We start from the raw sequence: 22,101 nt of genomic DNA on the forward strand, positions 1-22,101 counted from the left end.
GACGGCTTCGAAGTGAACGGCAATAGCGTTTATCTGCAAGGTATCTACCCGGCGACCTCAGAGCAGGCACTGGTAGTTGATGCGGTATTTAATATGACTTCTGTAGAACCAGTCGCTGAGGCTGTGACCGGCACGGCGGAATCCGCCTGCGGTATCAGCCTGGTCTCTGATAAGGTCTGGCTGGAAAGCTGGTTCGACCTCGAAGACAAATTTGCTGATCAGATGGCCCACGTCGCTGAAGATGACAAGTCTGATACACGCTTCTTGCTCTACCGTGACCAGGTCATCGATGTGCGTGAATGCGAGACATCTTCTGTCCCAGGCTGGGATCTCCAGTTCGGCTTGAGCGGCGGTACGCAGATGCTATTCATTCGCCTTTCTGATGATGGCGATCACGTTGCACTGGGTCTCGAATAACTGCTGCCTGCGCCCGGGCTTGTTTGCCCGGGTTGCTCCCCTCCCCTGAATCAAACCGAGTATCATGACATCATTCTGAGGAGTACCAGACGATGAGCGAAGTAAAGCACTTCAGCATCACGAAAACCGTTGATTTTTACATCAATGAAGCATCCCCGGAAATTATTGCGGGCCGCAGGATCTATCTGGAAACCGTATTGATTCCTCGCCTTCGTACCGGCCTTGCCGTGCTCAATAAGATGGGCCTGACCGAGCGTGAAGATATGGAGCTGCGCGATGTGTACCAGCGTGGCGTGGAATTTTTTGACAAATTGTTCGATGGCCCTGTCCCGCAGGCCAATACCACCACCAGCCACTAATCCGCAAATTTTGTCCTTTTTTTACCCGGCTCTGACTTCGTCACCCGGGTAACCAGTGATTTAATAAGTAAACAAAACGAACATACCAATAATCACTGGGGATGCACCATGTTTAAAAGTCTGTCTGAATTGATGACCAGCGTTGGCAAGACTGATGCGCATAAAGTCTCGATAGTCCAGGTTAAAACCGGTGTCACCTCGTGGGGCCGCAAAAACCAGTCATCCCGGCCTACGGCTGAATACCAGATCTGGATGGATACTCCTGACAACGACAGTCGTATCGTCCTGAAGCTGAATTTCGTGCTGAGTTCCCGCCGTAACCAGCCTGAGAAGAATGCGCCCCTGAATATTGAAATCAGCCAGTACGCTAACTGGGATACGGTGAAACGCGCCTGGGCGGAATGCGCTCCTGAACGCTATATGCGGCTGGAGAATGAAACGACAGATGAGTTTATGTCCACCAGCGGGGTCTGGGAAGAAGCATCCGTCATCACCAATGACATGCAGCCGGATTACCGCTACTTCTATCCAGGCACGTCCTATTACGTGGCAAACGACAGCTACTGAAGCCAGAAAACACACCATATAACCGAGGATCTACCATGACCGACGCTATCCAGACTGCCCCTGAAAGCTTCAGCCTTTCTTCCCTGACCGACCTGTATCGCACAGTGCAGGCAACCGAGTCCCACGCTCTTTCAATGATGCGTGTCCAGAGGGGGATCACCTCCTGGGGGAGCCGTCGTATAACTGACCGCCGAACTGAGGGGTTCACCGTCTTTCTGGATGCGCCGGATAACGCCAGCCGTATTACTGTTAAAACGGAGTTCGTGCTGAATGCAGCAAAGACCGGCCCTGATACGTCTAATGATCTGGTGGTGGAAGCGCGTGAACATTCAGGCTGGGATGAGAGCCGGAATTGTTTCACTGTTACCCGCGAGATCGGCGAACTGCGGGTTAATGCTGGTGGTGAAAATCATGCTGCTACACTTCGTCAGCTGTGGAAGCTGCTTCACGCGCAGGCAAAAGCCTACCAGTCCAGAAATACTGCCGGTAACGCCACCTGGCTTATGTTCTGATAAGCCCCGGGCATGGTAATGTGCGTCACGACATTACGCCGTGGCGCACTACGTTCGTTTAGAAGGAAATGAAGATGAAAATAAGCCAGCTGGAAGTCGGGATGAGTGTCTGGTCGGTTAGCCGGGTAAATATGGGCAACACCACACTTAAAACAGTTGTCGTCCACCCGGTCGTGATTGTCGAAGTCCATGATAACCACGTCATAGCCACCTGGAATGGTAACGCCCCGCGTCGTTTCGGTGAGTCCGTCGTTAAGGGCTGGAAGAAAGAAAAGCCGTTGCTGATCCGTGAAGGTTTCGGGCAAATGCGCCTGGCTACCAGGGAAGAGAAAGCGCTGGCTGGTAAGTAACCCCCTTCGTGACCTGTATGACCCGTGGTGTAATGGCTCCGACAACCTGGCAGTTTTCGCAACGCAACACTCTGCCGCAAATCACCCTCCACGGGGCCAGACAGGGAATACACGATGACCGATGCCATTCTCTCTGAAGAGCTGTACTTCAAATACCTCAACACCTACGAACGCGAAAGCAGGTTTCGCATTGACTCTTTTCGCTTTGATGGCGAGCCTCAGTGGACAACCAAATTCGGTCAAGCTCGCATCCGCCCTTCTCAGGTACGTGTACTGCTCTGCCGCTGCGGGGCAAACAACTGGAAAGACGATGGCAGGTTCGCCAATGAGTACTGCTGCGACAGCTGCGGACAGTTCGTGGAGGTGCTACAGCATAACGACCGTTGATTCGCGTCCCGGGGCCGGAGCTGATGGCTCACTGATAAACCATTTCAGACCGACATATTCATTCTGATAATACCCGACGTATCGCCTTCGTCACCTGCCGGGCCCGTGTTGTACTGGTATCAGTACAACATAAAACGAGATCACGGGGCGCATCATGCAGACACTGACCGACGTATTCAGCGATAAGGCGAATAAAGCCTTTCATTCGATTTTCGCCGATTTCCTGCCCACCAGCGCGGATGGGGTAATCACCTTTACGGTTCGCGGCTATGGCGGAAAAACTGCCTGCATGACCGTCCCCTCTGGAACCCCGGTTTTCGTCTTTGGCACTGAAGAGCTCGCCGACTTCCATCGCTCCGCCGTGGCGGGTGAATTCTACATCGTTGATCACGGTGGTTTCCGCACCCTGAATCAACAGGTAGAACGTGGCCGCGTCCCAGTCATCTACGACATCCTCTGAAGGGATCCGATTATGGCAATCGACACAGTTTACCGCCTGCGGCTCGATTTCGACGTGTATAACGGCGATGTCATCGACACCAAAGAGCAGGAAGACAAAGACCAGATCTCCATTGCGAAAATCACCCAATTTATCTTCGATGCCTCCGTTCGGCTCAAGCTTGATGCCTGCGAAACCAGCGATGGCGGGCCAGCACATGGGCCTTACTGTGTTCTTGAGCACTGCAACCGAGCTGTACTGGAACAGGCCGAAACTGAAATTAAACGCTATGTGAGACGCTTTAAAGGCCATTCACTGGAAGACTGATGAACCCGGTACATCCACCAGCATGAGGATGTACCTGACTTCGATAGCCGCTGCCGGGCTGTGCCTCCTGAGCAGCAGAGGACAAGGTACGGATATGCCAGACAATAAACCCCGGATGACTGCCGCTGAAATGACTGAGCGAGCCTATCACTTCTTCCTGGACGCAAAGGGTCTGTCCCCTCGTGCCGGGCAGGTAGACATGATGGCGTTTTGCAGCGCAGTCGTTAACGCTACCCCCGCTGAGGAGCAGTATCGCGTCGGGGTTATTGAGGCCGGTACGGGGACAGGGAAAACACTCGGGTATTGTCTGCCGCTGATCCCCCTGGCGATGGAAAAGCATAAGACGCTGATCATCTCCACGGCAACCGTTGCGCTTCAGGAACAAATCATCTCCAAGGATCTGCCAGAAATACAGGCGAGAGCGGGCCTGAGCTTCTCCTATGCGATGGCGAAGGGCCGTAGCCGTTACTTCTGCCAGATGCGCTGTGACGTTCATATGGAAAGCGAGATGAATGCCTATGGCTACATCCGCGATGATGTGGAGGATATCAGCAAGGCCTTTGCTGGTGGTCACTGGACAGGAGAGCGTGATTCCTATCCTGATGAGATCAATGAGGCGGTATGGGGTCGGGTCAATGCTATTGGCAGTCAGTGCCCTAAAAAGCGTTGCCCACATTATCACCGTTGTCCGTTCTTCCTCGCCCGCGCCCTGCTGGAGTCGGTGGATGTGGTTATCGCCAACCATGACATCGTATTGTCTGACCTGTCACTGGGAGGCGGTATTATCCTTCCCCCGCAGGAAGAGTCCATTTATGTGTTCGACGAAGGTCACCACGTTCCGCAGAAAGCAATTAACCACTTTGCGACCTCCGCCTCTCTCGATGCCAGCAGGCATTTCATGAGCGAAATCTTCGACATGGTAATGACCATGCCAGAGTCCTACGGCGGGACTATGGAAAAGCACGTGCAGCAGCTGGTGGAGCTTGCGGGCCATGCCGGTGATGAGCTCGGTGAGCTGCGGGGGACACTTTTACGCTCCCTGAACTGGCGAAACGATCACGAAATGCCAAATGGCACGGAATCGGACATCTATCGCTTCCCGGAAGGTTTCGTTCCTGAAGATATTGCGGCCCTGTTTAAGCCTGGGTTAAAGACAGTAAACGAGATGCAGAATATCGTTGTGAAAATGACGGCGATTGTAGATGAGGCCGGGCGGGATATCAGCGAGGAAGAACTGGCCCTTCAAAAGATGGCTGTCGGCGAGCTGGCAAATCGCCTGGCGGGTATGCATCAGGCTCTGGCCTCATACTGCGGGAATAAAACCGTCTCTGGTATGCCTATGGCCCGGTGGATTAACGTCCGTCGTACTAAACGCAGCACCGAAGTGGTGATTAATTGCAGTCCGGTCTATGCGGGCGAACACCTGAAATCCGAGCTCTGGTCGAAGGCTTATGCCACCATTGTGACCTCGGCAACAATCCGCTCCCTTAGCAAGTTTGACGCATTCCTGGAGCAGGCCGGTCTTCCAGTCGATACACCTACCCTGCTGGCCCGCAGCCCGTTTGATTACCAGAACAACGGCGTGTTGTTCATCCCCCGTATGCGCTCGGTTCCGACCAATCATGAAGAACATACGGCGGAGATCATCGAACTCCTTCCCAAACTGGTGCTTCGGCTTCAGGGTTGCCTCGTGCTGTTCGCCTCCCGCAGGCAGATGGAAGAAGTCAGCAAGGCGATGCCTCAACACATTTCACCGCTTCTGCTGATACAGGGGGCACTTCCAAAACGGGAAATACTGCTGCGCCATAAGCTCAGAATCGACCGTGGTGAGCCGAGCATTATCTTTGGTATGGCTTCTTTCAGTGAAGGGGTGGATCTGCCTGGCGTGTACTGCAACAACGTCATCATTGCCAAGCTGCCTTTTAGCGTTCCGACCGACCCGGTGGGCCAGACCCTGACGGAGTGGCTGGAGAAAAACGGGCGTGATGCTTTCCGGGAAATCTCGATACCGGAGGCCTGCCTCAAACTGACCCAGTCCGTTGGTCGGCTTATCCGCACAGAGAGCGATACCGGCGCGGTGACTATCCTGGATAAACGCCTGAAGACAAAAGCCTACGGGAAAGACATCCTCGCATCCCTGCCCCCTTTCAGGCGCGAAATTCGTTAATCAACAGTCGAGAGGTTGCTATGCATAAAATTGAATGCCCACGCTGTCTGGGTGGTAAGGGTGAGATCCGAGCGTTCCGGCACGTTCAAGGCGGTGTGTGTTTTCGCTGCAAGGGCCGGGGGTATGTCGAGGTGAAAACCATCCCGAAGCCTTCTATCCGGTTTGTTGCTATGCAGAAATGGGCAAATCCAGAGGACGTTAACTACAACAATGGGGATTTTATCAGGACGTTCTATTTCAAGGCCCGAAGTCAGGCTGAAGCAACAAAGAAGCTTCAGAAAAAACTCGGCGCGTCAGGTCGTGAGTTTTATGCCACTCCTGCGGATGATGTCCAGCAATAAATGGGGGCGTTTTGTAGTGGTTTATTCACTCTGAAATCTATCACTCTGGTTATGATTGGTTTCGAAACAAATGACAGGTGGTAACACATGAAAAACCAGGCTAAAACACAACATTCTGTTTTTAAGTTCATTCGAGCTGCGATTCCGGTAACAGTTCTATCGGCTATACAGTACGCTGTCATTTCTACATTGCTGGTGGTTGGAAAAATTGACCTTCAATGGTCGGAACTCGCTACATCACTTCCGTTATGTATTATTGCAATATTCTCAACAGCATTTGTATTTTACGACCCAAATGAATATGAGTACTTTCTTTCAGTGCTGGGAATGCTTACCGTTTGGGTTTTAGTGTTTATTGCATCAATACTCCTACTTGTAATCGCGCGAGGTTTTTCCTTCATCACAAGCAATTATGTAACATATGCTGAATTGGCTTCCTATTCCATACAGATAGGAATGATGATTGTATTTTACTTCAAGAGGGATAGTCTTAATCAACAGACCCTATAGATACAGTATTTCGCGATTAATATTATCATTGAACATTAACGCACAAAATTTACCCCCACGTCATACAAGGTTACCGATGCAATGAAAAATAAAATTATCGATGCAAAACTTGCATTTTTTAAAGTAGAGGGAACTCCAAGTACTGGTCACGTTGTGGTTATCGGGAAACCATCATCTGGGAAAAGTTTCTGCCTTACTGATGAAATAACGCGTTTGTTAAAAGCAGGTAAAAACCACGAAAATTAATTTGAATATTGCAAGCGGGGTTTGCTATGACATCAATTATTACCACTTTATATGAAAAACTTTCATTTCGTGTGCTCGCAGTTCCGCTGATTATTTTCAGCATTGAATTTTTGATATGGGCAGTGCTTATTCGAGAAAATGTTATATCCGGGGACTGGCCTTTGTATAGAACTTGTTTGTTCGCTTGTTTTTCCTCGCTGATTATAACTGGATTCACATTCCAGAATCCTGAAGGCAGTGATTTCCTAAAGGCAGCAGCAGGTCTCCTTGGATGTCTGGCCTTGGGGGGATTGATAATTATTATTTATTATATTGGCACTCTCGAATTTCCGATTATCACTGCCAAGATGGTTTGGATTTTCATGATGGCAAGCTTTACGTCTCAGCTTTTCACTTGCCTGATGAAATCGATGACTGATTAATTTGAAGTTCAGCAAAAACAATTGCAGAGCAAAGTTATTTATTCACTCATTTTGCGATCTAAGTATGCTTACGCTGAAGTAACCGAAAAGTACCTTTCTTGAAAAGTTTTTTCGGGATTTTAGGAGAAATGGATAATGGCATTCTCACTTACTTTCCATCAATACATTCTGGAGTAATAACATGTTTACTTTAGTTCTCGTGATTGGGCTTTATTCAAGTGGTCTTAATCCAAGTGGTGTCACCTCTCAGAAAATACCTGACTACAAAACCTATGATGAATGCCAGAGTGCCGCGCCTAAAGCAAAGCGTGGGGAAACTATCACCATCTTAAGTTATTGCATTCCCCAGCCTGCGGATAAGACAAAGGCGTAAAGGCTTCGCTATATGTGAATTATCGAAGGGGTGTCCATTTCATACCCGATTACTTCGTCAATTGTCGACCGGTGGGATAATAGGATTAAAACAGTTTTTAGCTTCACGATATTATGGAGAAACCGCCGTCATGCACCCATTCGATTCGGTCAGAGTAAAACTGAGTTTTGCCGGAAAGCCACCAGCGGCTTTACTGCAAAGCGCCCTATTTCTTGAAAATCAGCGTCCCGAATCCTCCAGTTGGAGCGACCCGGGCACGGCGGGTAATACACTGCTTCGCGACATCCTCCGGTCACAACCGGTTGAACTGAGCACTCTACAAGGCGTGGTTAATCTGACTACTGGCAACCTCGGTAAAGCCGAATGTAGTGAGTTGCTTGCACTGATGGGCCTTCGTAGCTTCGGTGAAGAAGCTGCTGAGTTAATGGTTCGCAATGCGTCAATGGTTTTTGCGAGTGGACAGGCTAATGCAAAGAACCTGATTCGCATGGAAGTCACTAAATCACACCTTACTTCTGATAAGCAGGTCATTGTCAGTACTGAAACCCTTGAGCGGCGTATGTACGTCATGAACAGCAACGGTATCTGCTTCGTCGTTGAGCCTGAGATCTGCCTTGATGCCGAGAAACTGCCGGGCGCGGATTTCTTTATCACTGAAGACGAAATGGATGCTGCGGGCGTGAGCCGCTGGGGTGAAAACGGCAGTCAGCACTGGCGATGCATGGTTACCTGGTTCAATGGCAGTAGCACCATCATGAACGAAATGGGACACATGTACGAGCTCGGTGATGAACCTGAAATTCGGCTCAATAGCTTCGGTGGATAAAGCCCACCAGCGAGGAAATACGATGAGACACGATAACGTCAAGCCCTGCCCTTTCTGCGGTTGTTCATCTATCCGGGTTCGGGAGATTTCGAATAATTTTCGCGCCTGCTGCAATTCCTGTGAGGCCACGGTGGCGTTTCAGGACTCCGAACAAGCCGCTGTGACGCGCTGGAATACCCGCGCTGAAGAGAAACAATCTGGCGGACTCCAGTCAGCATAAATTAAGCCCCGGGCTGCTCTGGGCCTGAATACCGATAAGAGGAAACACCGACATGAAATTTTACATCAGCGACGTTTTATGGAAATCCGGGCAGGCATTCATTTTCTCGTTTGTCACTGCTCCGGCAGTTGCGTTACTGCTCATTCTGTTCTGCACAGTTCTTACCAGTTCACCATCCAAGGTCTTCCTCGATCAGGCCCGTAGTCTGGTTGGAAATGCCACCAGCACCTCGGTCATGGTTTGCCCTGAAGAGAAAGCAGTGTTTGCCGCGTTCCGCTCCTCAGAATGCCAGCGACACGTGGTGAATGCCGATGATGCCATTAAACAATGGGACTCGCTGTTGCTCAAAGGCTACCTGATAGTGGCGGGTATCGCTCTTATCTGCTGGATGGTAAGCGAGGCAGTTAACTACCGCAGAAAGCCGTGGCGCTATGGGATCCGTCCCTCTGATATGACATTTAGCTATACAAAACTCGTGCCGAAAGAATCCGATGATGACGCGGATAAATAACCACTCATTTAGCACGGCAGACAGCCGGTCAATGCCAGCAGCACAGGGGGCAGTATGGGTAGACCTACAGGCAATATCGTCAGACTCACAAAATCAACAGGCCGCAGCAGCGACTTTTTCGGGCCATGTGAGTTGTGTGGAAAACATATGTCAGAAGCATTCCGTACCCGAAAAGCGCGTGAGTGGCAGCGTGAAAATGGCGAACTCTATTACGGCCATGATTCCGCCGTCATGTATGCACATGAAAAATGCATTCTGAATCTGGAAAGCAAATTTACCTCAAATTAACGACTGGTGAGATTTATGAAAATACCTCTGGGTAAGACGTTCCCAATTTTTTTTATCTTATTGGTGGTGGTGCTGGGGGGCGCTATCGCCGAGAAACTGCTATGGGAGGGACACCTCTATCCCGATTTTCTTATCAGTGATGCCTATGTGGCGAAAGATACTCAATTGCAGGCCAGTAACGACACAACACTGTTGAAGCAGTGCTACGCTCAGCACTTAACTGGATGTGAAAAGTATTATAGAAGCTTCAGCCAACTGGAGGTCAGGGGTAACGATCTCAAGTCGCTGTGTAAAGTCCTGACAAATAACACTGATCTGGACGTCTTTCAGAGTGATGCTCAATTGCTGGTTCGTTGCTCACGATGGAATGTTTTCCGTGTAATTCCATTTAAACCTACAGATAACGCAACTGATAAATTTAAGCCAATGGTCGATATGGTTGGGAGCTGGATGGCCTACAACCGGCTCTCAAAAGAGCTACTTCATGAAGATCCGGTCGATATCTTTTTTGTTGGACTGGATGAGGGAAAAAAGCAACTATCCCTGAAATATTGCTTTACCGGGGTTGATCAAATTCCTCCTCAAGTAGCTTTCCAGCGATGTGACACCGAGTCGGATACGACTAAAACCCAGAGTGACAAATCATGATGACATTTCTCGCTAATTTGCATCGCCATACTACGGCCTGCCGCAGCTTCGCATTCTTCACTCTGGTCTCCGGCCCGGCGATTGCTTTATTTATCACGTTCATCTGCATGAACTATTCAGGTTCACCTTCAGCGCATCTGGTTAGTGCAGCCAGGGCTGTCATTGATGGTGCTCCGGTCGGCAAACTAATGGTATGTACCGAAGAGCCACAATCCACGACTCCCCCGACACTTATCGAATCTCCCTGCGTTCGCGAGGCGGTCGATGAATCAATAGTAACCGCGAAGTGGGATTCAAACTTCCGAATGGTTTACGCAATGCTTGCTCTGCTTTCTTCTGTTATCTGGTGTCTAGTGAGCGCCACACGAGCGAACATATTCAAGGACGCTAAACCCCCTACTCGATAAGCCTGTCAATTCTCAAATAAAATGATGAAAAGTTGTGAAATTAAGGAGTGATGATGAACATAAATTACAGTATTAATAACAGTGTGCTCATGATGATGAGTGAGTTTATGATTACAGCTTTTGTAATCGTAATACTTTTTGTGATTGTATTAGTATATAACAAAGCGTTTAAGTCTGAATTAAGCATAAAAATATTTTGTTTTAGTCAGTTAACAGCCATTTTCATTTCCGTATTAGAAATAACAACAAAAAGAACAAATGCTGGAAGTATCAGTATTACATGGAGTGACGGCATCCATCAGTTTTATACTCACGTTTTTCTGGGGTTTGCTTTTTCTTTCTTACTTTTTTTGCTTGGTCTTTATGACTACAAAATGAAAGGCAACAAAGATGGTTTAAAGGATTGCAAAAAACATGTTTTACCGTGTTTCATAGGGAGTTGGTTCGTATTAATAATATTCTTTTTCTCCGCTTCGCCTTTGCGCTATGAGGAGAATTTGATTACGGATGCTCGCGTCGTAGCTTCGGATCCCAATCGAACCACAATTATCTATGCTGATGGGTTCTACTGGCTATTTGATATGGATAGAAATGAATTTGATAAGTCTATATCCAGAGAGATAGTCAGAGGCAACTACAAGATGTTATGTACTTCAGATACACCAGCTACCTGCTGGGCGGGCAGAAAATTCCCCAAAAACACATCACTGGATAAAGTTTTATGAAAGATTGTAACGCTGAGAAATATAGCTATTCATGTCTTTTCGCAGCGGTATTTAGACCAGGTGAAATGCCTGTCATTTCCGCGTTCCGGGCGCGGTATTGGGCTCTAATCATTCGATGGGCATTGCGTTTCGGTTACACCGTTTGCCTGATTGGCAGCACTGGAACCGGAAAAAGTTACCTCATCGAAAGAACGCTACCAGGACGGATCATTGATGCCCGACTGTTACTGGTAAAGAATGATTGGCATGGCCCTGTGCCATTCAGTTTGCGCGGTGCAAAGCCCGGCCCAGTTGGCATTGATGAGTCGTCCAGCTTTTCAGAGGAAACGCTGCGTCAGAACGCGGAGAACCTGAAAGAAAGAGGGGTAGTGTATACAGCACAAAGCATTGATAAAGCAGCTAAAGTTGCAGCCAACCTGCCAAACAGGCGTGTGTTGCTTATCATGATTGGAAAAACGTAGCCTCTGCGGTCTAGGCCATCTGACCTGCTGAACTGACGCAGTAGACTCTCTCGGAGGCAAACAAATTTGCTGGTGGGATAAAATGGGCGCATACTTAAAGCACGTGTAATCGACACGTGCTTTTTTATTGGAGGACACATGCAGGCTACAGCTGCTCGCCAGAAAAAAACCGTCAGTGTCACCCTTGAGCCAATGCTCGTACAGCAGGCAAAAGACGCTGGGATTAACTTGTCCGCCACGCTGGCAGAAGCGCTTCAGAGCAAACTGAAGGCCAGTGCAGCGGAAGAATGGAAACGACAGAATCGTGCTGGTATTCAGGAGTTGAACCGCATCACTGAAGAGCATGGGTTACTGTCTGACGAATACAGGACGTTCTGATAATGCAATATACCGTTTACCGCAATCCCGGCAACAGCCAGGCATACCCTTACCTGCTGGATATACAGAGCGACATCATTGGCGAGTTAAATACCCGCCTGGTGATCCCCCTTCATCGGCTTAAAAAAGGAGCCTCGGCCCCGGTTGCGCGATTAACTCCGGTCATACAGGTGGAAGGGAATGACGTTATCCTGATGACGCATGAAATGGCTTCAGTCCGCGTGAAGCAGCTCGGTCAGGCGGTCATGGACGCATCTCCGTTCCGGCACACTATCAAAAGTGCGGTGGACTTCCTGCTGGATGGTTTCTGACAGAGATAATGAGCGAGAAAATGATGAAGCAAAATGAACTGCTGGAAGTGGCAAAAGCCATGCGCGATTATATTGATGCCCTCCCTACCGATGTCGTTGCAGCATTACCGGTGATGCCGGGATTTGATCGAGACTGGGCCGACGAAGTCATTTACGAAGCCGAATCCGCCAGCAAATAACCCCCCGTCTGCGCCCGTTTCATCTGAATTCGGGCCGTCACAATCTTTCTGATTTTATTGAGAAAACAGCCTCTTTTTGTCCCCTTTTTTCCTTCGTCAGCAGACTCAGTCGTTCGATAATAAAAACAGACCAACACAACCACTGAGGTGTTTCATGTTAGCGATTATCCCGGCAGCAGGCACTGACAAGGTTTTTAAAACCTCCCTCAAACACGTGCTCGATGAGGACTTCCTGTTTGCAATGGCTTCAAAAGCAAGCGCGACGTACATTTCATCCCATATCAGCGATGACGGTGAGGGCACAGTGTTTTTCAGTCTGAGCGACTGGGATAACCTCAAGCCTTCCTTATCGGCTGATGGCTGGGATGGCGATACGATGCCCGGCTTCATTGATTTGCTGGATGCAATCGCAGCGCAGGGCTATAACACCGTCGAATTCCACATTTCTCACCCACTGGTGGTTGGCGCGGTCTGGTTCACCGATGAGTATTACTTCACGGTTACCCCGCTGGCGTATGACCTTGCCACGCTGGATGGTCAGTTTGTTCTGCCGGATGGCTCTTCCTACCGGCTGGATGACCTTGATGAAGTCAGCTATGACGAAATGACCGACTACTTTGACGGCATTATCGAAGTCGATGGCGATACCATGCTGGGTGTAAAGCGTAACGACGATGACACCGTAAACGTCAGCAAAATCGAAAGCTAACCCCTCCTCCCCGGTGTCGGTATCCGCCGCGCCGGGCTATTTTCCTGCCATCATCCTCTGGAGTGTTTCATGAAAGACCGTTTTTATCTGGTCAGCTTGCGTGACACCGTTGGTAGCAATACCGCTTTTCATAGCCATCACGGCAGAGGTTACAGCACCGATCAGCGTAATGCCCGGGTTTACACCCGCGAGGAAGCACAACGCGCATGGAATACGGGACGGGAGTTTGACCTGCCGGTTGATGCCGATGCAGTCGACCGCCATCTCGTGTTTCATGTTGATCATCAGTTTGTACCGGGAAAAACCATTCTCTCCGAAAGCGCCACCAAATATGTCGGCTTCGTTAATGGCCAATGGGACGGAAACGATCTGTTCTGGCTGGCTGATGCGGGTACTACCACGGATTTTTCCCTTGCCAGAGTTTTTGACTCACCACAGGCAGATAGACCTGATGTCGTCTGGTTACCCCATCACATCCCTGACGCTGCAAAGCGCCCTACCTTCAGTGTTGAGCGGATAGACCGCCGTAAAATGACGCAGGGGGCCGGTCTGCTGATGCCTGCCTGGCTGAAACGCCAAAATCGCCGACAGTCAAAGGGGCTGACTCGCTGGAATTGCCCCGGGTGTGGCCGTATTTCATGGCAACAGAATCCGTATGATTTTGATGGTTGCCGGTTCTGCATATAGTCAACTACCGCGAGAGGCCTCTATGTTCCGATTATTACAGAAGTGGTTAGTCAGGTTTACCTGTCAGGACGATATAGATTGTATGTCGACCCGGCGCTCTGCGGGCGAGTTCTGGCTGGAAATAGATGCCCGTCGTCACTGGATTTTCCTGGACATCGACGGTGTACTCCACCGGGCGGAAAACGGGTCACTGGAGTTTATGCCTGTGCTGGATCACGTGCTGACGCAATGCCCGCAGACGGGAATTATCCTTTCCACAAACTGGCGTACCGGCGTACCCCGGGAGATGGTGCTGAGTCATTTCCCTGCGGGTATACGCGATCGGATTGCTGGACTCAATCCCGATCTGGATGGGCTGGTGAATAACCACGTGCGTTATCACGAATGCATGGCGGTCGTTAAACGGTTCGGCCTACAGCATTACACCTTCGTGGACGATACCGCTCGACTCTTTCCAACTGACTGCCCTGCCCTGTTCCTGACTCACCGGCACGAGGGGCTGAATGCAACGCAGGGTAGCGCTTTGATAGACCGGATTCGGTTAATGAAATGACCGGTTTAAGGCTGAATACAAATTATTAATGAGGATGCGTTATGAATGAAATCCCACAATACGTCTATGACCTGATCGGTATTTGCCTCTTTGTTGGAATGTGGGTCGGAGGCGTTCTGCTTATTTGGTTTATTTTCTCTAATGGAGAGAGCGACGAATAGCCAGGCAACTGGCGCAACTGATGTTGCAGGATGGCCCCAACAATATCTTACCTGCTTACGCTCTGATTACCCGCGCAACGCTTCGTCAGAAGCGGAAAGCTGGGATAATGAATATATCCCGTATACACCAGGCTATCCCAATGAAAATTACTGTGTTTACTGCCCCTGATTGTCCGAAATGTCGCATGACGCTTACCCGCTTTTCTCTGGCTGGGGTGGACGTGAATGAGATCCCGCTGGTGGACAACGCAGATCTCGTTCGCCTGACACAAAATACCGGTGCGCCGCTGGTGGTGGTGGTCAACGATTCGGGCCGTGTGACGGGTTGGGGTGGGTTCCGGCCAGATCTTATTGCGACAACTGCCAATGGCTGGAGTGTCGGGTCACTCGATATCCCCCCGTCGCTGGTTAATCACGTCCTTCACTGAGGTAAACGCCATGCACAATATCTCTGTCGAAATCCCTGCGGCCCTCGGCGTACATCCTCCTTCAGGAGCGGATGTCGTGCTTATAGACGATCTGAATAACGCCCTCGCCGGTGCTGGCTTACCGCAACTGAAGATAGAGCCGATAACGTGGACACCGCCATCAGGCCGACCGGTGATCTACCGGTCTGAGGTTCCCGATATCCTGCGCATTGCAGGTATAAACCCTGACACCTCTGACATGGTGAAAACCTTCTGTTCCGGGCCACTGCCGATTGACGATAACGAGCTGGATGCCCTTCTGGAGATGCGCGAACGGGACGGTCATAGCGAAAGCTTCAGGATCGCGCTCTGTGGGGCGCTGGACGCGATTCTCATTCGACTCTACTCAGCAGAGCGTCAGCTTCGTTGAAACGCCAGTAAAGACGCTGGTGGCCTCATATGAGGTATCAATCGGCTCGGTTCCGTCTCAATAATTTAAAGAGAGCACGGTATATGAGTCCTGAAGAAGAAAAAGTGCTGCATCAGCGGCTGATACAGCTTGGCGATATGATGGGGGATGGCCTGCACTATGAGCGCGACGGTCAATGGATCACCCGGGAGTACAAAGCCACGTTGCGGGCGCTGGGGCTTTTGAAGGCTCCCAAGCGTAAGCATAACCCGACCAAAACACTCGCTGTGGATGAGCGAATGGCACAACGTGTGAAGGACGTAGCCTGTACCCAGTGCGCCGGGAAACTGAAACAGGTGCGCTCCGGGTCTCTGAAAGCGCAATGCACCCGGTGCAAAACCAAGTTCACCCTCCTGAAAACCATTAAGTAACTATACCCGCAGCTGGTGGTCACCCCACCAGCATAAAATATACCCGAAACTGTGACACCTGCGCTTGCCTGCCTCAATGTCGTGATAGCTGACAACCCCCACGAAGAAAACAAACCTCACACCTGCGATCGTCGTGATGCAACGATTTTGTCGAGCCAATTATATGAAGAGACTGTTATGAAAGACTTCCATTTCCTGTATGTCGAACTCCTGGTCGAATTGCTTCGACTGGTCAATTTTCTTCTGCCGTTGTGGTTTGGTAGTTGAAAATAGCAGGTAATACCCGGGCAAGACCTTCCCGTTTTTTTAAAATAAAAGGGCGCACATAGCGCCCTGTCAGAAAGGTATTTTGAAGCAGCAGACTACTTACGAAACTCCCATTGTTTAATCAGCTTTTTGACAAACGTCTCGCCATAGATCTCATGTGACTCCATGTATGCACAAAGCTGTATCAGGGTCATCATGCCATCGCGAAGGGTATCGCATGACTCGTTACGGCAATAGGCCGTGAGTTTGTACATATTCGCCCCGCAAACGTCCGGGTTGTAGAGATTAACAATCAGGCTTGCCGCGAATTTCTTTCTCTCTGCGATAGCGCCCAGATAAGCCAGCTCCCTTTTCAGGTCTTCCGGGATAGGTGTGACAGCACACGCTCGCGGGTTCAGGTTTATCTGGATATGGTCAAAGTCGAGTTCCTGCATTGTCCTGGTTCCTTCTGCTGATATTCGGTATCCGTCTGCCGGGCCACACGATTCTGCATGTAATGCCCTTCATATCACCATTGTACCGGATACCTGCAATTTGCCCCGTAACTACCGGTGCTGATGATAAAAAATATCTTTATTTTGCGAACGATATACACCAGTCCGTCCTGATTTCGTCAGCTGAATTGTGCCGGGTAAGCTGGTTGCCATGTGAGTGACCTAATGGAGAACACCATGCAGCACACTGCAACCACACACCCGCAACCGGCTAACACCGTGAGTATCGTCAGTACGACCTACGGTCAGACGCTGGTGGTACTGAACGGGAAATGTCTCTACTGCGCACCACCAGAGCGAGGAGACGAAGCCCGGCAGCTGGCATCAACCACTGCCGGGGCACTCAACGTGCCGGTCGATGTCGTCCACCTCGATACATTTGCTACCGATACAACCGAAAGCCAGCTGATGGCCCGCTTTGAAAACCAGAATGCCGGGCCGTGGTATAGCCATGCGTTTACCATCGCGTTCAGTGTTGAATACCCGGCGAAGAGTAGCGATGACATTCCACCAGCGGAATTACACCGTGCATTGATGAAGCGGGCCAGAGAGTTTACCGGTGATCTGGATGCGCTGGTGGAAGCCTGCGGGGCATCTTATGACAGTTATCAGATGGGGTAACTCCTGCTGGAAATGACCGCATTCTGCTGGCGTTTTCAATGAGATATCGCCAGCCGCTTTGGTAGAGTTTTCCAGATAGCAAGCGAACATCATAGCCAGTGGCAAGAGGTAAACCTATATGAATTCTGTCTGTCTTGATTACGAGAAAGTGGATTTTCTGGCGAATCTCCTGATCCCCACCCTCGCCAGACACCCCATCAGTAACAGTTTCCCGGAGCGCGGCCTCGCACTTAAGGAAAAGCACCCTGAGCTGGTGGGCTGGCCCGAGCGCAAACTGGGTGAAGTGGAAAATTACCAGAATGCACTGTCCAGACAGCTACCGAGCCTGAACAGCATGTCCTTGCCGGAGTTTATCGACTTCATTCTCACCCCGCATGTCGCGGAGTATGTTCTTGAGCAGGTTGGCACTCCGCTTGCTGAAGAAACCATGCAGCTGTTTATGGCGAAAGTGAAGGCATAACGCGGTTTTCAGCCCCATATACTCCAGATCATAACCGGCCTTAATGGTCGGTTTTTTTTGTGAATTTTCTGCCCCGAAAGCCTTCGTCACCTGCGGGGAGCGTGGTTAACTGGTTATGTAAACAAAACGAACAACACACATAACTACAGGGGTCTACCATGTTAAATCCAGCTATCTGCGCCATGTTCATGTTTCAGGGCTTCCAGCATGAAGTCTCCCGTCTGACCGCATTATCAGTGGCTAATCCTATCCCCCTCACCTTCAACTGTGACAGCGTACAGACAATGATCTGTGAAACGCTGGCTGGTGGCGAAATTGAATGTGCTCACTGGATGTTGGATGCCGCAGAGCAGATCTGTAAAGCCTGCGAACCTGCGTATCAGGCATCTGAAGAACCGGGAGTCTGGTACTACGACATTGCTGAACGTCTGGGCGCTGAAGTGGCCTGCCGTTGCGTAAAAGGTGATATCAGCACTGACCAATTGGTCGCTGTTGCAGTTAACCTCACTGAGTCATGGAACACGCTGAGCGAAGACAGCAATCAGGAGCCTGATTGCGGATCATATGAAAATACCGTCAGGACGTTGGTAGAACGTGCTGATACAGCAGAAGCGGCTTGCGTAGAAGCAGTCAGAATCCTTGATGGTGGTGAGCGGCAGGCGTTATCAAAGGCGATAGCAATTCTTCGCCCTGTGGCCGCAACGTTGCAGTAGATAGTGGCAGAACACCAATACACACAACACTCACTACAGGAAAATGACCATGAAACTCACCGTATCGACTCGCCCGGTAAGAATTGAAGGGAATTATGTCTCTGTCGTCTTTAATCGTTCCCATAACTCCATGCCGGAAACAGCAGAGGTTAAAAATGCCGATCAGGCGCGGGCATTCATCAACGATTACATCGCCCGTAATATCAACGAAACGCCGATGCATCTGGTGCTGACAAAAGAGGGCCGGGCATTTGGCGGGTTCGACGCGCTGAATAGTAGCCTTCCGCCCGCGATTGAATCATCAACCCGTTTGTAATGACTGACTGGTGGCGCTCAGTGAGGAGCGTCACCCGGCATCACGGAGGGAGTTGCAAGAGTTCTGATTAGCCTTTCCTGACCCACGCCCAAAGCATCGCACCCGCCAACACCGTCAGCATCAGAGCAAACACGGAACCAACCAGACTCGCATCGCCATTCTTGCCGGAGTAACCGCAGGTTTGAGATGCGTCACCAACTGCCTGACAAATTGAATCGGGATCAAGTCCCCAGTAGACAAAGGCGAACAAGGCAATTACAGAGATAAACGCTTTAGCGACTTTCGCTTTCTGAATCATCAGAGACACCTCAGTTCGTCAATGCCGGGGAGTTGCCTGTGTGTTATTTCAGGCGGGAATCAAACCGGAACGGAATTTTCTTAACCGTAGCCATCAGGTCAAAGAGTTCAGGGTGTGCCGGATTCAGCAAGTAGTTAAATTCAACCGGAGACAACGCACTTGGAATACGCAGCGCGATAGAAGAACCGCTTTCAGCCCAGTTATCACCGTAGAGCGCCAGCTCAGCAGGAGCATCCTCACTCGCCCAGTTATCAGGGAGACGGCTCATGTCGAAGGTCTGGATCTGATCATCCGGTACATCAAGACTCAGCAGTGTAAAGTCGTCCAGTAACTGCGGCGCGTGAATGTGTACCAGCGTTTCAAGCATGGTAAGGCTGGCCGTTTCAGACAGGTAGACCATTGCAGTGCCTACGCTGTTCCAGCGGCCCCCCGTTTCTTTCGCACCCAGACCAGACCACGCAGTCATCAGATAACGGGTCTTGGTCAGTCGGTAAAGGATCACGAGTATACCCCGTGCTCAATACGCGTAATCAGGCGCATCACTTCAAGCGCACCTGTCTCAGAAGAAACAAGCTCTGCCGGTGATTTCCAGCTCAGACCACGGTTCGCTTCGTTCAGCCATTTGTGCGCCGCTTCTTTGTCACCTTCAAACAGCTCTACAGCGCGTTCAATTACGCGGATAATGCGCACCAGACGTTCGCTCTGATCGGCAGTGAAACGGTCTTTGATGCTACGATTAAACGTCGTATTAGGTATACCCGACATTTTGCGCAGCTCAGACGGCGTGATGTTAGCCCATTCAGAAATGTGCTTAGCTACTGTGCCATCGAGACCGTGATTGATTTTATCCATCAGCGCGATACCGTCATTATCCAGCCCAGCAACCTGCCATAAGCAGTGCTGATTCGTTTTGGTAACGTCTGGAGAAAAAACTTTCATCGTCATAACTAGCCCTCCCATTTGGTAATTCAATTATACCATATGGAACACTAACGGCAATCTTTTAACCATCAGACAACCTCAGCGCCCTTCGTCACCAGCCCCACCTGCCAGATAATAGGTCAATAACGACAAAACTATGACAGGGGGCATCATGCCGAATCTCTTACGTTATGACCAACTGGACTCCTCACGTCAGCCAGCAGCGCGGGCATCAGCCGCTAGTGGCGAATTATGGTGTGCCCGCAACAACGTAAAAAAGCAGGCGGCAGCGTCAAAGGCCGCAATTCACCAGGCAATCAATGATCAGCACCGCATTACCCGGCTGCGAAACACCTTTTCGCTCGCGAAGGATATGCGTGAAAAGCCGGTCGTCTGGATTGAAAAGCGCATCCTCGAAAATCTGTGCATGTTCAATGAGCAGGACGATATGTACCTGTTCACGCAGCAGAACTTTGTCAGCAAACTCTGAACCTCCGGCCCGGCTCGTCGGGCCATTAAAAGGAAACCGATATGACAGACTTCATTGATAAACTGGCAGCGAATGGTGTGGCCTTTACCCTTCAGGACGGACGAATCATCGTTGAAGGCGATCTTCGTGTCGGGTTTACGCTTGAGCCAGAAGATCCGGCAATTCCCTGCGACTATATTCCCGCGAATCTGACCGTGACGAACACCCTGACCATTCTGTCGGGCATTCATAGCATCCCTGCCGGGCTGGTGGCCCGCAATCTGTTTATCAGCTACTCTGAGCTGGAATCTCTCCCTGACAACCTGACCATTACCGGTACGCTCATGGCGAATTCTTCACGTCTTAAGTATCTGCCGGAAAATCTGACGGTGGGCCGCGTTCTGGACATCATGTGTACTGATATCGCCTATCTGCCGGATACGCTGAAAGTAGCTGGCAGTATGATGCTGTCAAACACCCGTATTACCACTTTGCCGGATAACCTGCATCTTGAAGAAAATCTGGCCCTCGAAGCCATGCCGTTGCAAGCGTTGCCAAAAAACCTGAAAGTGGGCCACAGCCTGTATCTGGATGCTGTGGCTCTGAAGCGGATCCCTGAGTGTATATCGTGCCCCGTGATTAACCTGGTTAACCCTGGTAATTTTGAAAATGTCGCGTCAGTCACCGGTATCGGCGGAAAGCCTAACCGCCATGTCTATGCGCTACGTACAGCGCTTGGCGTTCGCGTATGCATGTACGATTTGTCTGTAGACCCGGAAATATTTGGTCTGCTGGTACGTGGCATCTATGATGAACCCACGGCTGAACTACTTGATAAGGCCGCACAACAATGTATTCAGCGTCTGGAGGATATGTATGCTTCTGAAAACGCAGTTCGGCACTGACTCGGGTATGATTTATACCCGGAAGGTGTATCTGCATTACACCGACACTGACGGGCATTCACGCAGCAAGCTGATAAAAGGTTACTACTACCCGGGCGAAGTCCCGGTTGAGTCGTTTTCAGAGCGGGCACTTGCTCCTGGTATGCGCCAGCTGTTGAGTTGCCGCTGCGGCGCAATAAACTGGGTCGCAACTGGTGGTATCAACGAATACCAATGCGACTGCTGCGCAAAGGAAATAACCGTTTACTGACGGTCTGCACGGGGATACCGTTCGACCGGCATACCCATGACAATAAGAGCAGGTGCTAAATGACAAAAGAAGAATCACAATTTTATGCTGGTGCAATCTGGGCCGCATCGACCATTTACCGGATGCATTCTGACTCGGTGGTAGCGAAAGATTTTCTCCGTGAAATTAACGATCTGGATGTGGCAGCAAAATGTGGTGCTGAGTACGACGTTCTCCCATTACGCCTGTTTGTTTTGCGCGATTTACCATTGGGCCACGATGCGGATTATGAAGCCATCAGCTTCGGGCCGGTAGACCGTCACGGCAATATCATCTGCGATCACTCTCAGACTTCGGTCACCGATATCTCCGGCCAGCGAGCGTATGGGGTTTATGCCCGCCGTGCGGGTGAGTCGAATCTGACGCTCATCGACAATCTTGATGATGAAGAAGAAGCCGAACCACTGGCGAAGGTGCTGGCTGAACAGCTCCAGCAAATCAAAGAAGGTCGCTACGATATTTAAGCGTTAGACCACGTACTGCTGGTGGCAATACACTGGCGATTAAGGGGGTTAAGTGACTTAAATGATCCACTGACCTGTCTGTGTAAAGCCTGTTTATCCCAAAGCCGTCTGGTTCACCAGGCGGTTTTTTTATGCCCGGAATAGCAAGCACAACAC

The 22,101-nt window shown here is 50.3% G+C and carries 42 protein-coding genes; 38 read left to right on the forward strand and 4 right to left on the reverse strand.

Annotated elements, in window-relative coordinates; translation table 11 throughout:
• The first annotated feature begins 12 nt into the window (after nucleotides 1–12).
• From HV345_RS24935 to HV345_RS25080, 30 genes are all read left to right on the forward strand, one after another.
• Nucleotides 13–417, forward strand: coding sequence for a hypothetical protein (locus HV345_RS24935; RefSeq protein WP_229233733.1), 405 nt, complete (start codon nucleotides 13–15; stop codon nucleotides 415–417).
• 92 nt (nucleotides 418–509) lie between these two features.
• Complete coding sequence (locus HV345_RS24940) at nucleotides 510–776, forward strand: hypothetical protein (protein ID WP_007372268.1); 267 nt, start codon at nucleotides 510–512, stop codon at nucleotides 774–776.
• A gap of 108 nt (nucleotides 777–884) precedes the next feature.
• Nucleotides 885–1,343, forward strand: a complete 459-nt coding sequence (locus HV345_RS24945) for a hypothetical protein (RefSeq protein WP_007372269.1) — start codon at nucleotides 885–887, stop codon at nucleotides 1,341–1,343.
• Between the two features lie 35 nt (nucleotides 1,344–1,378).
• Nucleotides 1,379–1,855, forward strand: a complete 477-nt coding sequence (locus HV345_RS24950; protein WP_007372270.1) for a hypothetical protein — start codon at nucleotides 1,379–1,381, stop codon at nucleotides 1,853–1,855.
• Between the two features lie 74 nt (nucleotides 1,856–1,929).
• Nucleotides 1,930–2,205, forward strand: coding sequence for a hypothetical protein (locus tag HV345_RS24955; protein ID WP_007372271.1), 276 nt, complete (start codon nucleotides 1,930–1,932; stop codon nucleotides 2,203–2,205).
• A 114-nt stretch (nucleotides 2,206–2,319) separates the two neighbouring features.
• Nucleotides 2,320–2,592: a hypothetical protein gene (locus HV345_RS24960; protein WP_007372272.1), complete on the forward strand. Its 273-nt coding sequence runs from the start codon at nucleotides 2,320–2,322 to the stop codon at nucleotides 2,590–2,592.
• Between the two features lie 154 nt (nucleotides 2,593–2,746).
• The gene (locus HV345_RS24965) at nucleotides 2,747–3,052 is read left to right on the forward strand and encodes a hypothetical protein (RefSeq protein ID WP_016241563.1); all 306 of its coding nucleotides are present in this window, start codon (nucleotides 2,747–2,749) and stop codon (nucleotides 3,050–3,052) included.
• A gap of 12 nt (nucleotides 3,053–3,064) precedes the next feature.
• Nucleotides 3,065–3,358 (forward strand): hypothetical protein, encoded by a 294-nt coding sequence (locus tag HV345_RS24970; RefSeq protein WP_007372274.1) that lies wholly within the window; start codon nucleotides 3,065–3,067, stop codon nucleotides 3,356–3,358.
• A gap of 94 nt (nucleotides 3,359–3,452) precedes the next feature.
• Nucleotides 3,453–5,525: an ATP-dependent DNA helicase DinG gene (gene dinG, locus HV345_RS24975; RefSeq protein WP_016241562.1), complete on the forward strand. Its 2,073-nt coding sequence runs from the start codon at nucleotides 3,453–3,455 to the stop codon at nucleotides 5,523–5,525.
• A 20-nt stretch (nucleotides 5,526–5,545) separates the two neighbouring features.
• Entirely contained in the window at nucleotides 5,546–5,866 is a 321-nt protein-coding gene (locus HV345_RS24980) for a hypothetical protein (RefSeq protein ID WP_016241561.1), read from the forward strand.
• An 87-nt stretch (nucleotides 5,867–5,953) separates the two neighbouring features.
• Nucleotides 5,954–6,376, forward strand: a complete 423-nt coding sequence (locus tag HV345_RS24985; protein ID WP_024196082.1) for a hypothetical protein — start codon at nucleotides 5,954–5,956, stop codon at nucleotides 6,374–6,376.
• 81 nt (nucleotides 6,377–6,457) lie between these two features.
• Nucleotides 6,458–6,622, forward strand: coding sequence for a hypothetical protein (locus HV345_RS24990; RefSeq protein ID WP_007372277.1), 165 nt, complete (start codon nucleotides 6,458–6,460; stop codon nucleotides 6,620–6,622).
• Between the two features lie 26 nt (nucleotides 6,623–6,648).
• On the forward strand, nucleotides 6,649–7,044 hold the full coding sequence (locus tag HV345_RS24995) for a hypothetical protein (protein WP_024196081.1): 396 nt from the start codon (nucleotides 6,649–6,651) through the stop codon (nucleotides 7,042–7,044).
• A gap of 181 nt (nucleotides 7,045–7,225) precedes the next feature.
• Entirely contained in the window at nucleotides 7,226–7,417 is a 192-nt protein-coding gene (locus tag HV345_RS25000; protein ID WP_016241560.1) for a hypothetical protein, read from the forward strand.
• A 130-nt stretch (nucleotides 7,418–7,547) separates the two neighbouring features.
• Nucleotides 7,548–8,243, forward strand: a complete 696-nt coding sequence (locus tag HV345_RS25005; RefSeq protein WP_007372278.1) for a hypothetical protein — start codon at nucleotides 7,548–7,550, stop codon at nucleotides 8,241–8,243.
• Between the two features lie 22 nt (nucleotides 8,244–8,265).
• Complete coding sequence (locus tag HV345_RS25010) at nucleotides 8,266–8,463, forward strand: Lar family restriction alleviation protein (RefSeq protein ID WP_032155220.1); 198 nt, start codon at nucleotides 8,266–8,268, stop codon at nucleotides 8,461–8,463.
• 52 nt (nucleotides 8,464–8,515) lie between these two features.
• Entirely contained in the window at nucleotides 8,516–8,974 is a 459-nt protein-coding gene (locus HV345_RS25015) for a hypothetical protein (protein WP_008786599.1), read from the forward strand.
• Nucleotides 8,975–9,121: 147 nt separating this feature from the next.
• A complete protein-coding gene (locus tag HV345_RS25020; RefSeq protein WP_007372281.1) occupies nucleotides 9,122–9,262 on the forward strand; it encodes a hypothetical protein in 141 nt (46 codons plus the stop codon).
• A gap of 15 nt (nucleotides 9,263–9,277) precedes the next feature.
• Nucleotides 9,278–9,910, forward strand: a complete 633-nt coding sequence (locus HV345_RS25025; protein ID WP_007372282.1) for a hypothetical protein — start codon at nucleotides 9,278–9,280, stop codon at nucleotides 9,908–9,910.
• A gap of 457 nt (nucleotides 9,911–10,367) precedes the next feature.
• Entirely contained in the window at nucleotides 10,368–11,042 is a 675-nt protein-coding gene (locus tag HV345_RS25030; RefSeq protein ID WP_008786597.1) for a hypothetical protein, read from the forward strand.
• On the forward strand, nucleotides 11,039–11,503 hold the full coding sequence (locus HV345_RS25035) for a hypothetical protein (protein ID WP_008786596.1): 465 nt from the start codon (nucleotides 11,039–11,041) through the stop codon (nucleotides 11,501–11,503). The genes HV345_RS25030 and HV345_RS25035 overlap by 4 nt, the downstream gene beginning before the upstream one ends.
• A 138-nt stretch (nucleotides 11,504–11,641) precedes the next feature.
• Nucleotides 11,642–11,881 carry a type II toxin-antitoxin system CcdA family antitoxin gene (locus HV345_RS25040; RefSeq protein ID WP_007372285.1) on the forward strand — a complete coding sequence of 80 codons (240 nt, stop codon included), beginning with the start codon at nucleotides 11,642–11,644 and terminating at the stop codon, nucleotides 11,879–11,881.
• Between the two features lie 2 nt (nucleotides 11,882–11,883).
• Nucleotides 11,884–12,192, forward strand: a complete 309-nt coding sequence (locus HV345_RS25045) for a CcdB family protein (RefSeq protein WP_007372286.1) — start codon at nucleotides 11,884–11,886, stop codon at nucleotides 12,190–12,192.
• Nucleotides 12,193–12,212: 20 nt separating this feature from the next.
• Entirely contained in the window at nucleotides 12,213–12,371 is a 159-nt protein-coding gene (locus HV345_RS25050; protein WP_016241558.1) for a hypothetical protein, read from the forward strand.
• A 154-nt stretch (nucleotides 12,372–12,525) separates the two neighbouring features.
• Nucleotides 12,526–13,080 carry a hypothetical protein gene (locus HV345_RS25055; protein WP_007372288.1) on the forward strand — a complete coding sequence of 185 codons (555 nt, stop codon included), beginning with the start codon at nucleotides 12,526–12,528 and terminating at the stop codon, nucleotides 13,078–13,080.
• A 69-nt stretch (nucleotides 13,081–13,149) separates the two neighbouring features.
• Nucleotides 13,150–13,767, forward strand: coding sequence for a hypothetical protein (locus HV345_RS25060; protein WP_007372289.1), 618 nt, complete (start codon nucleotides 13,150–13,152; stop codon nucleotides 13,765–13,767).
• Nucleotides 13,768–13,849: 82 nt separating this feature from the next.
• A complete protein-coding gene (locus HV345_RS25065) occupies nucleotides 13,850–14,320 on the forward strand; it encodes an HAD domain-containing protein (RefSeq protein WP_007372290.1) in 471 nt (156 codons plus the stop codon).
• A gap of 301 nt (nucleotides 14,321–14,621) precedes the next feature.
• The gene (locus HV345_RS25070; protein ID WP_016241556.1) at nucleotides 14,622–14,909 is read left to right on the forward strand and encodes a hypothetical protein; all 288 of its coding nucleotides are present in this window, start codon (nucleotides 14,622–14,624) and stop codon (nucleotides 14,907–14,909) included.
• Between the two features lie 10 nt (nucleotides 14,910–14,919).
• Nucleotides 14,920–15,318 carry a hypothetical protein gene (locus tag HV345_RS25075; protein ID WP_007372292.1) on the forward strand — a complete coding sequence of 133 codons (399 nt, stop codon included), beginning with the start codon at nucleotides 14,920–14,922 and terminating at the stop codon, nucleotides 15,316–15,318.
• 83 nt (nucleotides 15,319–15,401) lie between these two features.
• Entirely contained in the window at nucleotides 15,402–15,728 is a 327-nt protein-coding gene (locus tag HV345_RS25080) for a hypothetical protein (RefSeq protein WP_007372293.1), read from the forward strand.
• A 362-nt stretch (nucleotides 15,729–16,090) separates the two neighbouring features.
• Here HV345_RS25080 and HV345_RS25085 read toward each other — a convergent pair whose 3' ends face one another.
• A complete protein-coding gene (locus tag HV345_RS25085; RefSeq protein ID WP_007372294.1) occupies nucleotides 16,091–16,429 on the reverse strand; it encodes a hypothetical protein in 339 nt (112 codons plus the stop codon).
• A gap of 237 nt (nucleotides 16,430–16,666) precedes the next feature.
• On the opposite strand from HV345_RS25085, the gene HV345_RS25090 reads away from it, so the two are divergent.
• From HV345_RS25090 to HV345_RS25105, 4 genes are all read left to right on the forward strand, one after another.
• Nucleotides 16,667–17,110, forward strand: a complete 444-nt coding sequence (locus HV345_RS25090) for a hypothetical protein (RefSeq protein WP_007372295.1) — start codon at nucleotides 16,667–16,669, stop codon at nucleotides 17,108–17,110.
• Between the two features lie 118 nt (nucleotides 17,111–17,228).
• Nucleotides 17,229–17,570: a hypothetical protein gene (locus HV345_RS25095; protein WP_007372296.1), complete on the forward strand. Its 342-nt coding sequence runs from the start codon at nucleotides 17,229–17,231 to the stop codon at nucleotides 17,568–17,570.
• Nucleotides 17,571–17,728: 158 nt separating this feature from the next.
• Nucleotides 17,729–18,283 (forward strand): hypothetical protein, encoded by a 555-nt coding sequence (locus HV345_RS25100; protein WP_007372297.1) that lies wholly within the window; start codon nucleotides 17,729–17,731, stop codon nucleotides 18,281–18,283.
• Nucleotides 18,284–18,332: 49 nt separating this feature from the next.
• Nucleotides 18,333–18,599 carry a hypothetical protein gene (locus tag HV345_RS25105; protein ID WP_007372298.1) on the forward strand — a complete coding sequence of 89 codons (267 nt, stop codon included), beginning with the start codon at nucleotides 18,333–18,335 and terminating at the stop codon, nucleotides 18,597–18,599.
• 67 nt (nucleotides 18,600–18,666) lie between these two features.
• Here the strand turns inward: HV345_RS25105 and HV345_RS25110 are convergent, their stop codons facing one another.
• From HV345_RS25110 to HV345_RS25120, 3 genes are read right to left on the reverse strand one after another with little or no spacing between them, the layout of a single operon-like run.
• Complete coding sequence (locus HV345_RS25110; RefSeq protein ID WP_007372299.1) at nucleotides 18,667–18,897, reverse strand: hypothetical protein; 231 nt, start codon at nucleotides 18,895–18,897, stop codon at nucleotides 18,667–18,669.
• A 43-nt stretch (nucleotides 18,898–18,940) separates the two neighbouring features.
• The gene (locus HV345_RS25115) at nucleotides 18,941–19,399 is read right to left on the reverse strand and encodes an RES family NAD+ phosphorylase (protein ID WP_008786589.1); all 459 of its coding nucleotides are present in this window, start codon (nucleotides 19,397–19,399) and stop codon (nucleotides 18,941–18,943) included.
• The gene (locus HV345_RS25120; RefSeq protein ID WP_007372301.1) at nucleotides 19,396–19,836 is read right to left on the reverse strand and encodes an antitoxin Xre/MbcA/ParS toxin-binding domain-containing protein; all 441 of its coding nucleotides are present in this window, start codon (nucleotides 19,834–19,836) and stop codon (nucleotides 19,396–19,398) included. Before HV345_RS25120 ends, HV345_RS25115 begins: the two co-directional genes overlap by 4 nt.
• A gap of 154 nt (nucleotides 19,837–19,990) precedes the next feature.
• Here HV345_RS25120 and HV345_RS25125 point away from each other — a divergent pair, with 154 nt between their 5' ends.
• From HV345_RS25125 to HV345_RS25140, 4 genes are read left to right on the forward strand one after another with little or no spacing between them, the layout of a single operon-like run.
• Nucleotides 19,991–20,308 (forward strand): hypothetical protein, encoded by a 318-nt coding sequence (locus tag HV345_RS25125; protein WP_016241555.1) that lies wholly within the window; start codon nucleotides 19,991–19,993, stop codon nucleotides 20,306–20,308.
• Nucleotides 20,309–20,349: 41 nt separating this feature from the next.
• The gene (locus HV345_RS25130) at nucleotides 20,350–21,192 is read left to right on the forward strand and encodes a hypothetical protein (protein WP_007372303.1); all 843 of its coding nucleotides are present in this window, start codon (nucleotides 20,350–20,352) and stop codon (nucleotides 21,190–21,192) included.
• On the forward strand, nucleotides 21,164–21,442 hold the full coding sequence (locus HV345_RS25135) for a hypothetical protein (protein WP_007372304.1): 279 nt from the start codon (nucleotides 21,164–21,166) through the stop codon (nucleotides 21,440–21,442). Before HV345_RS25130 ends, HV345_RS25135 begins: the two co-directional genes overlap by 29 nt.
• 59 nt (nucleotides 21,443–21,501) lie before the next feature.
• Entirely contained in the window at nucleotides 21,502–21,945 is a 444-nt protein-coding gene (locus HV345_RS25140; protein WP_007372305.1) for a hypothetical protein, read from the forward strand.
• The last annotated feature ends 156 nt before the right edge of the window (nucleotides 21,946–22,101 follow it).

It is taken from the genome of Citrobacter sp. RHBSTW-00986 (assembly GCF_013783065.1).
In the GTDB taxonomy this organism is placed as follows: domain Bacteria; phylum Pseudomonadota; class Gammaproteobacteria; order Enterobacterales; family Enterobacteriaceae; genus Citrobacter; species Citrobacter braakii.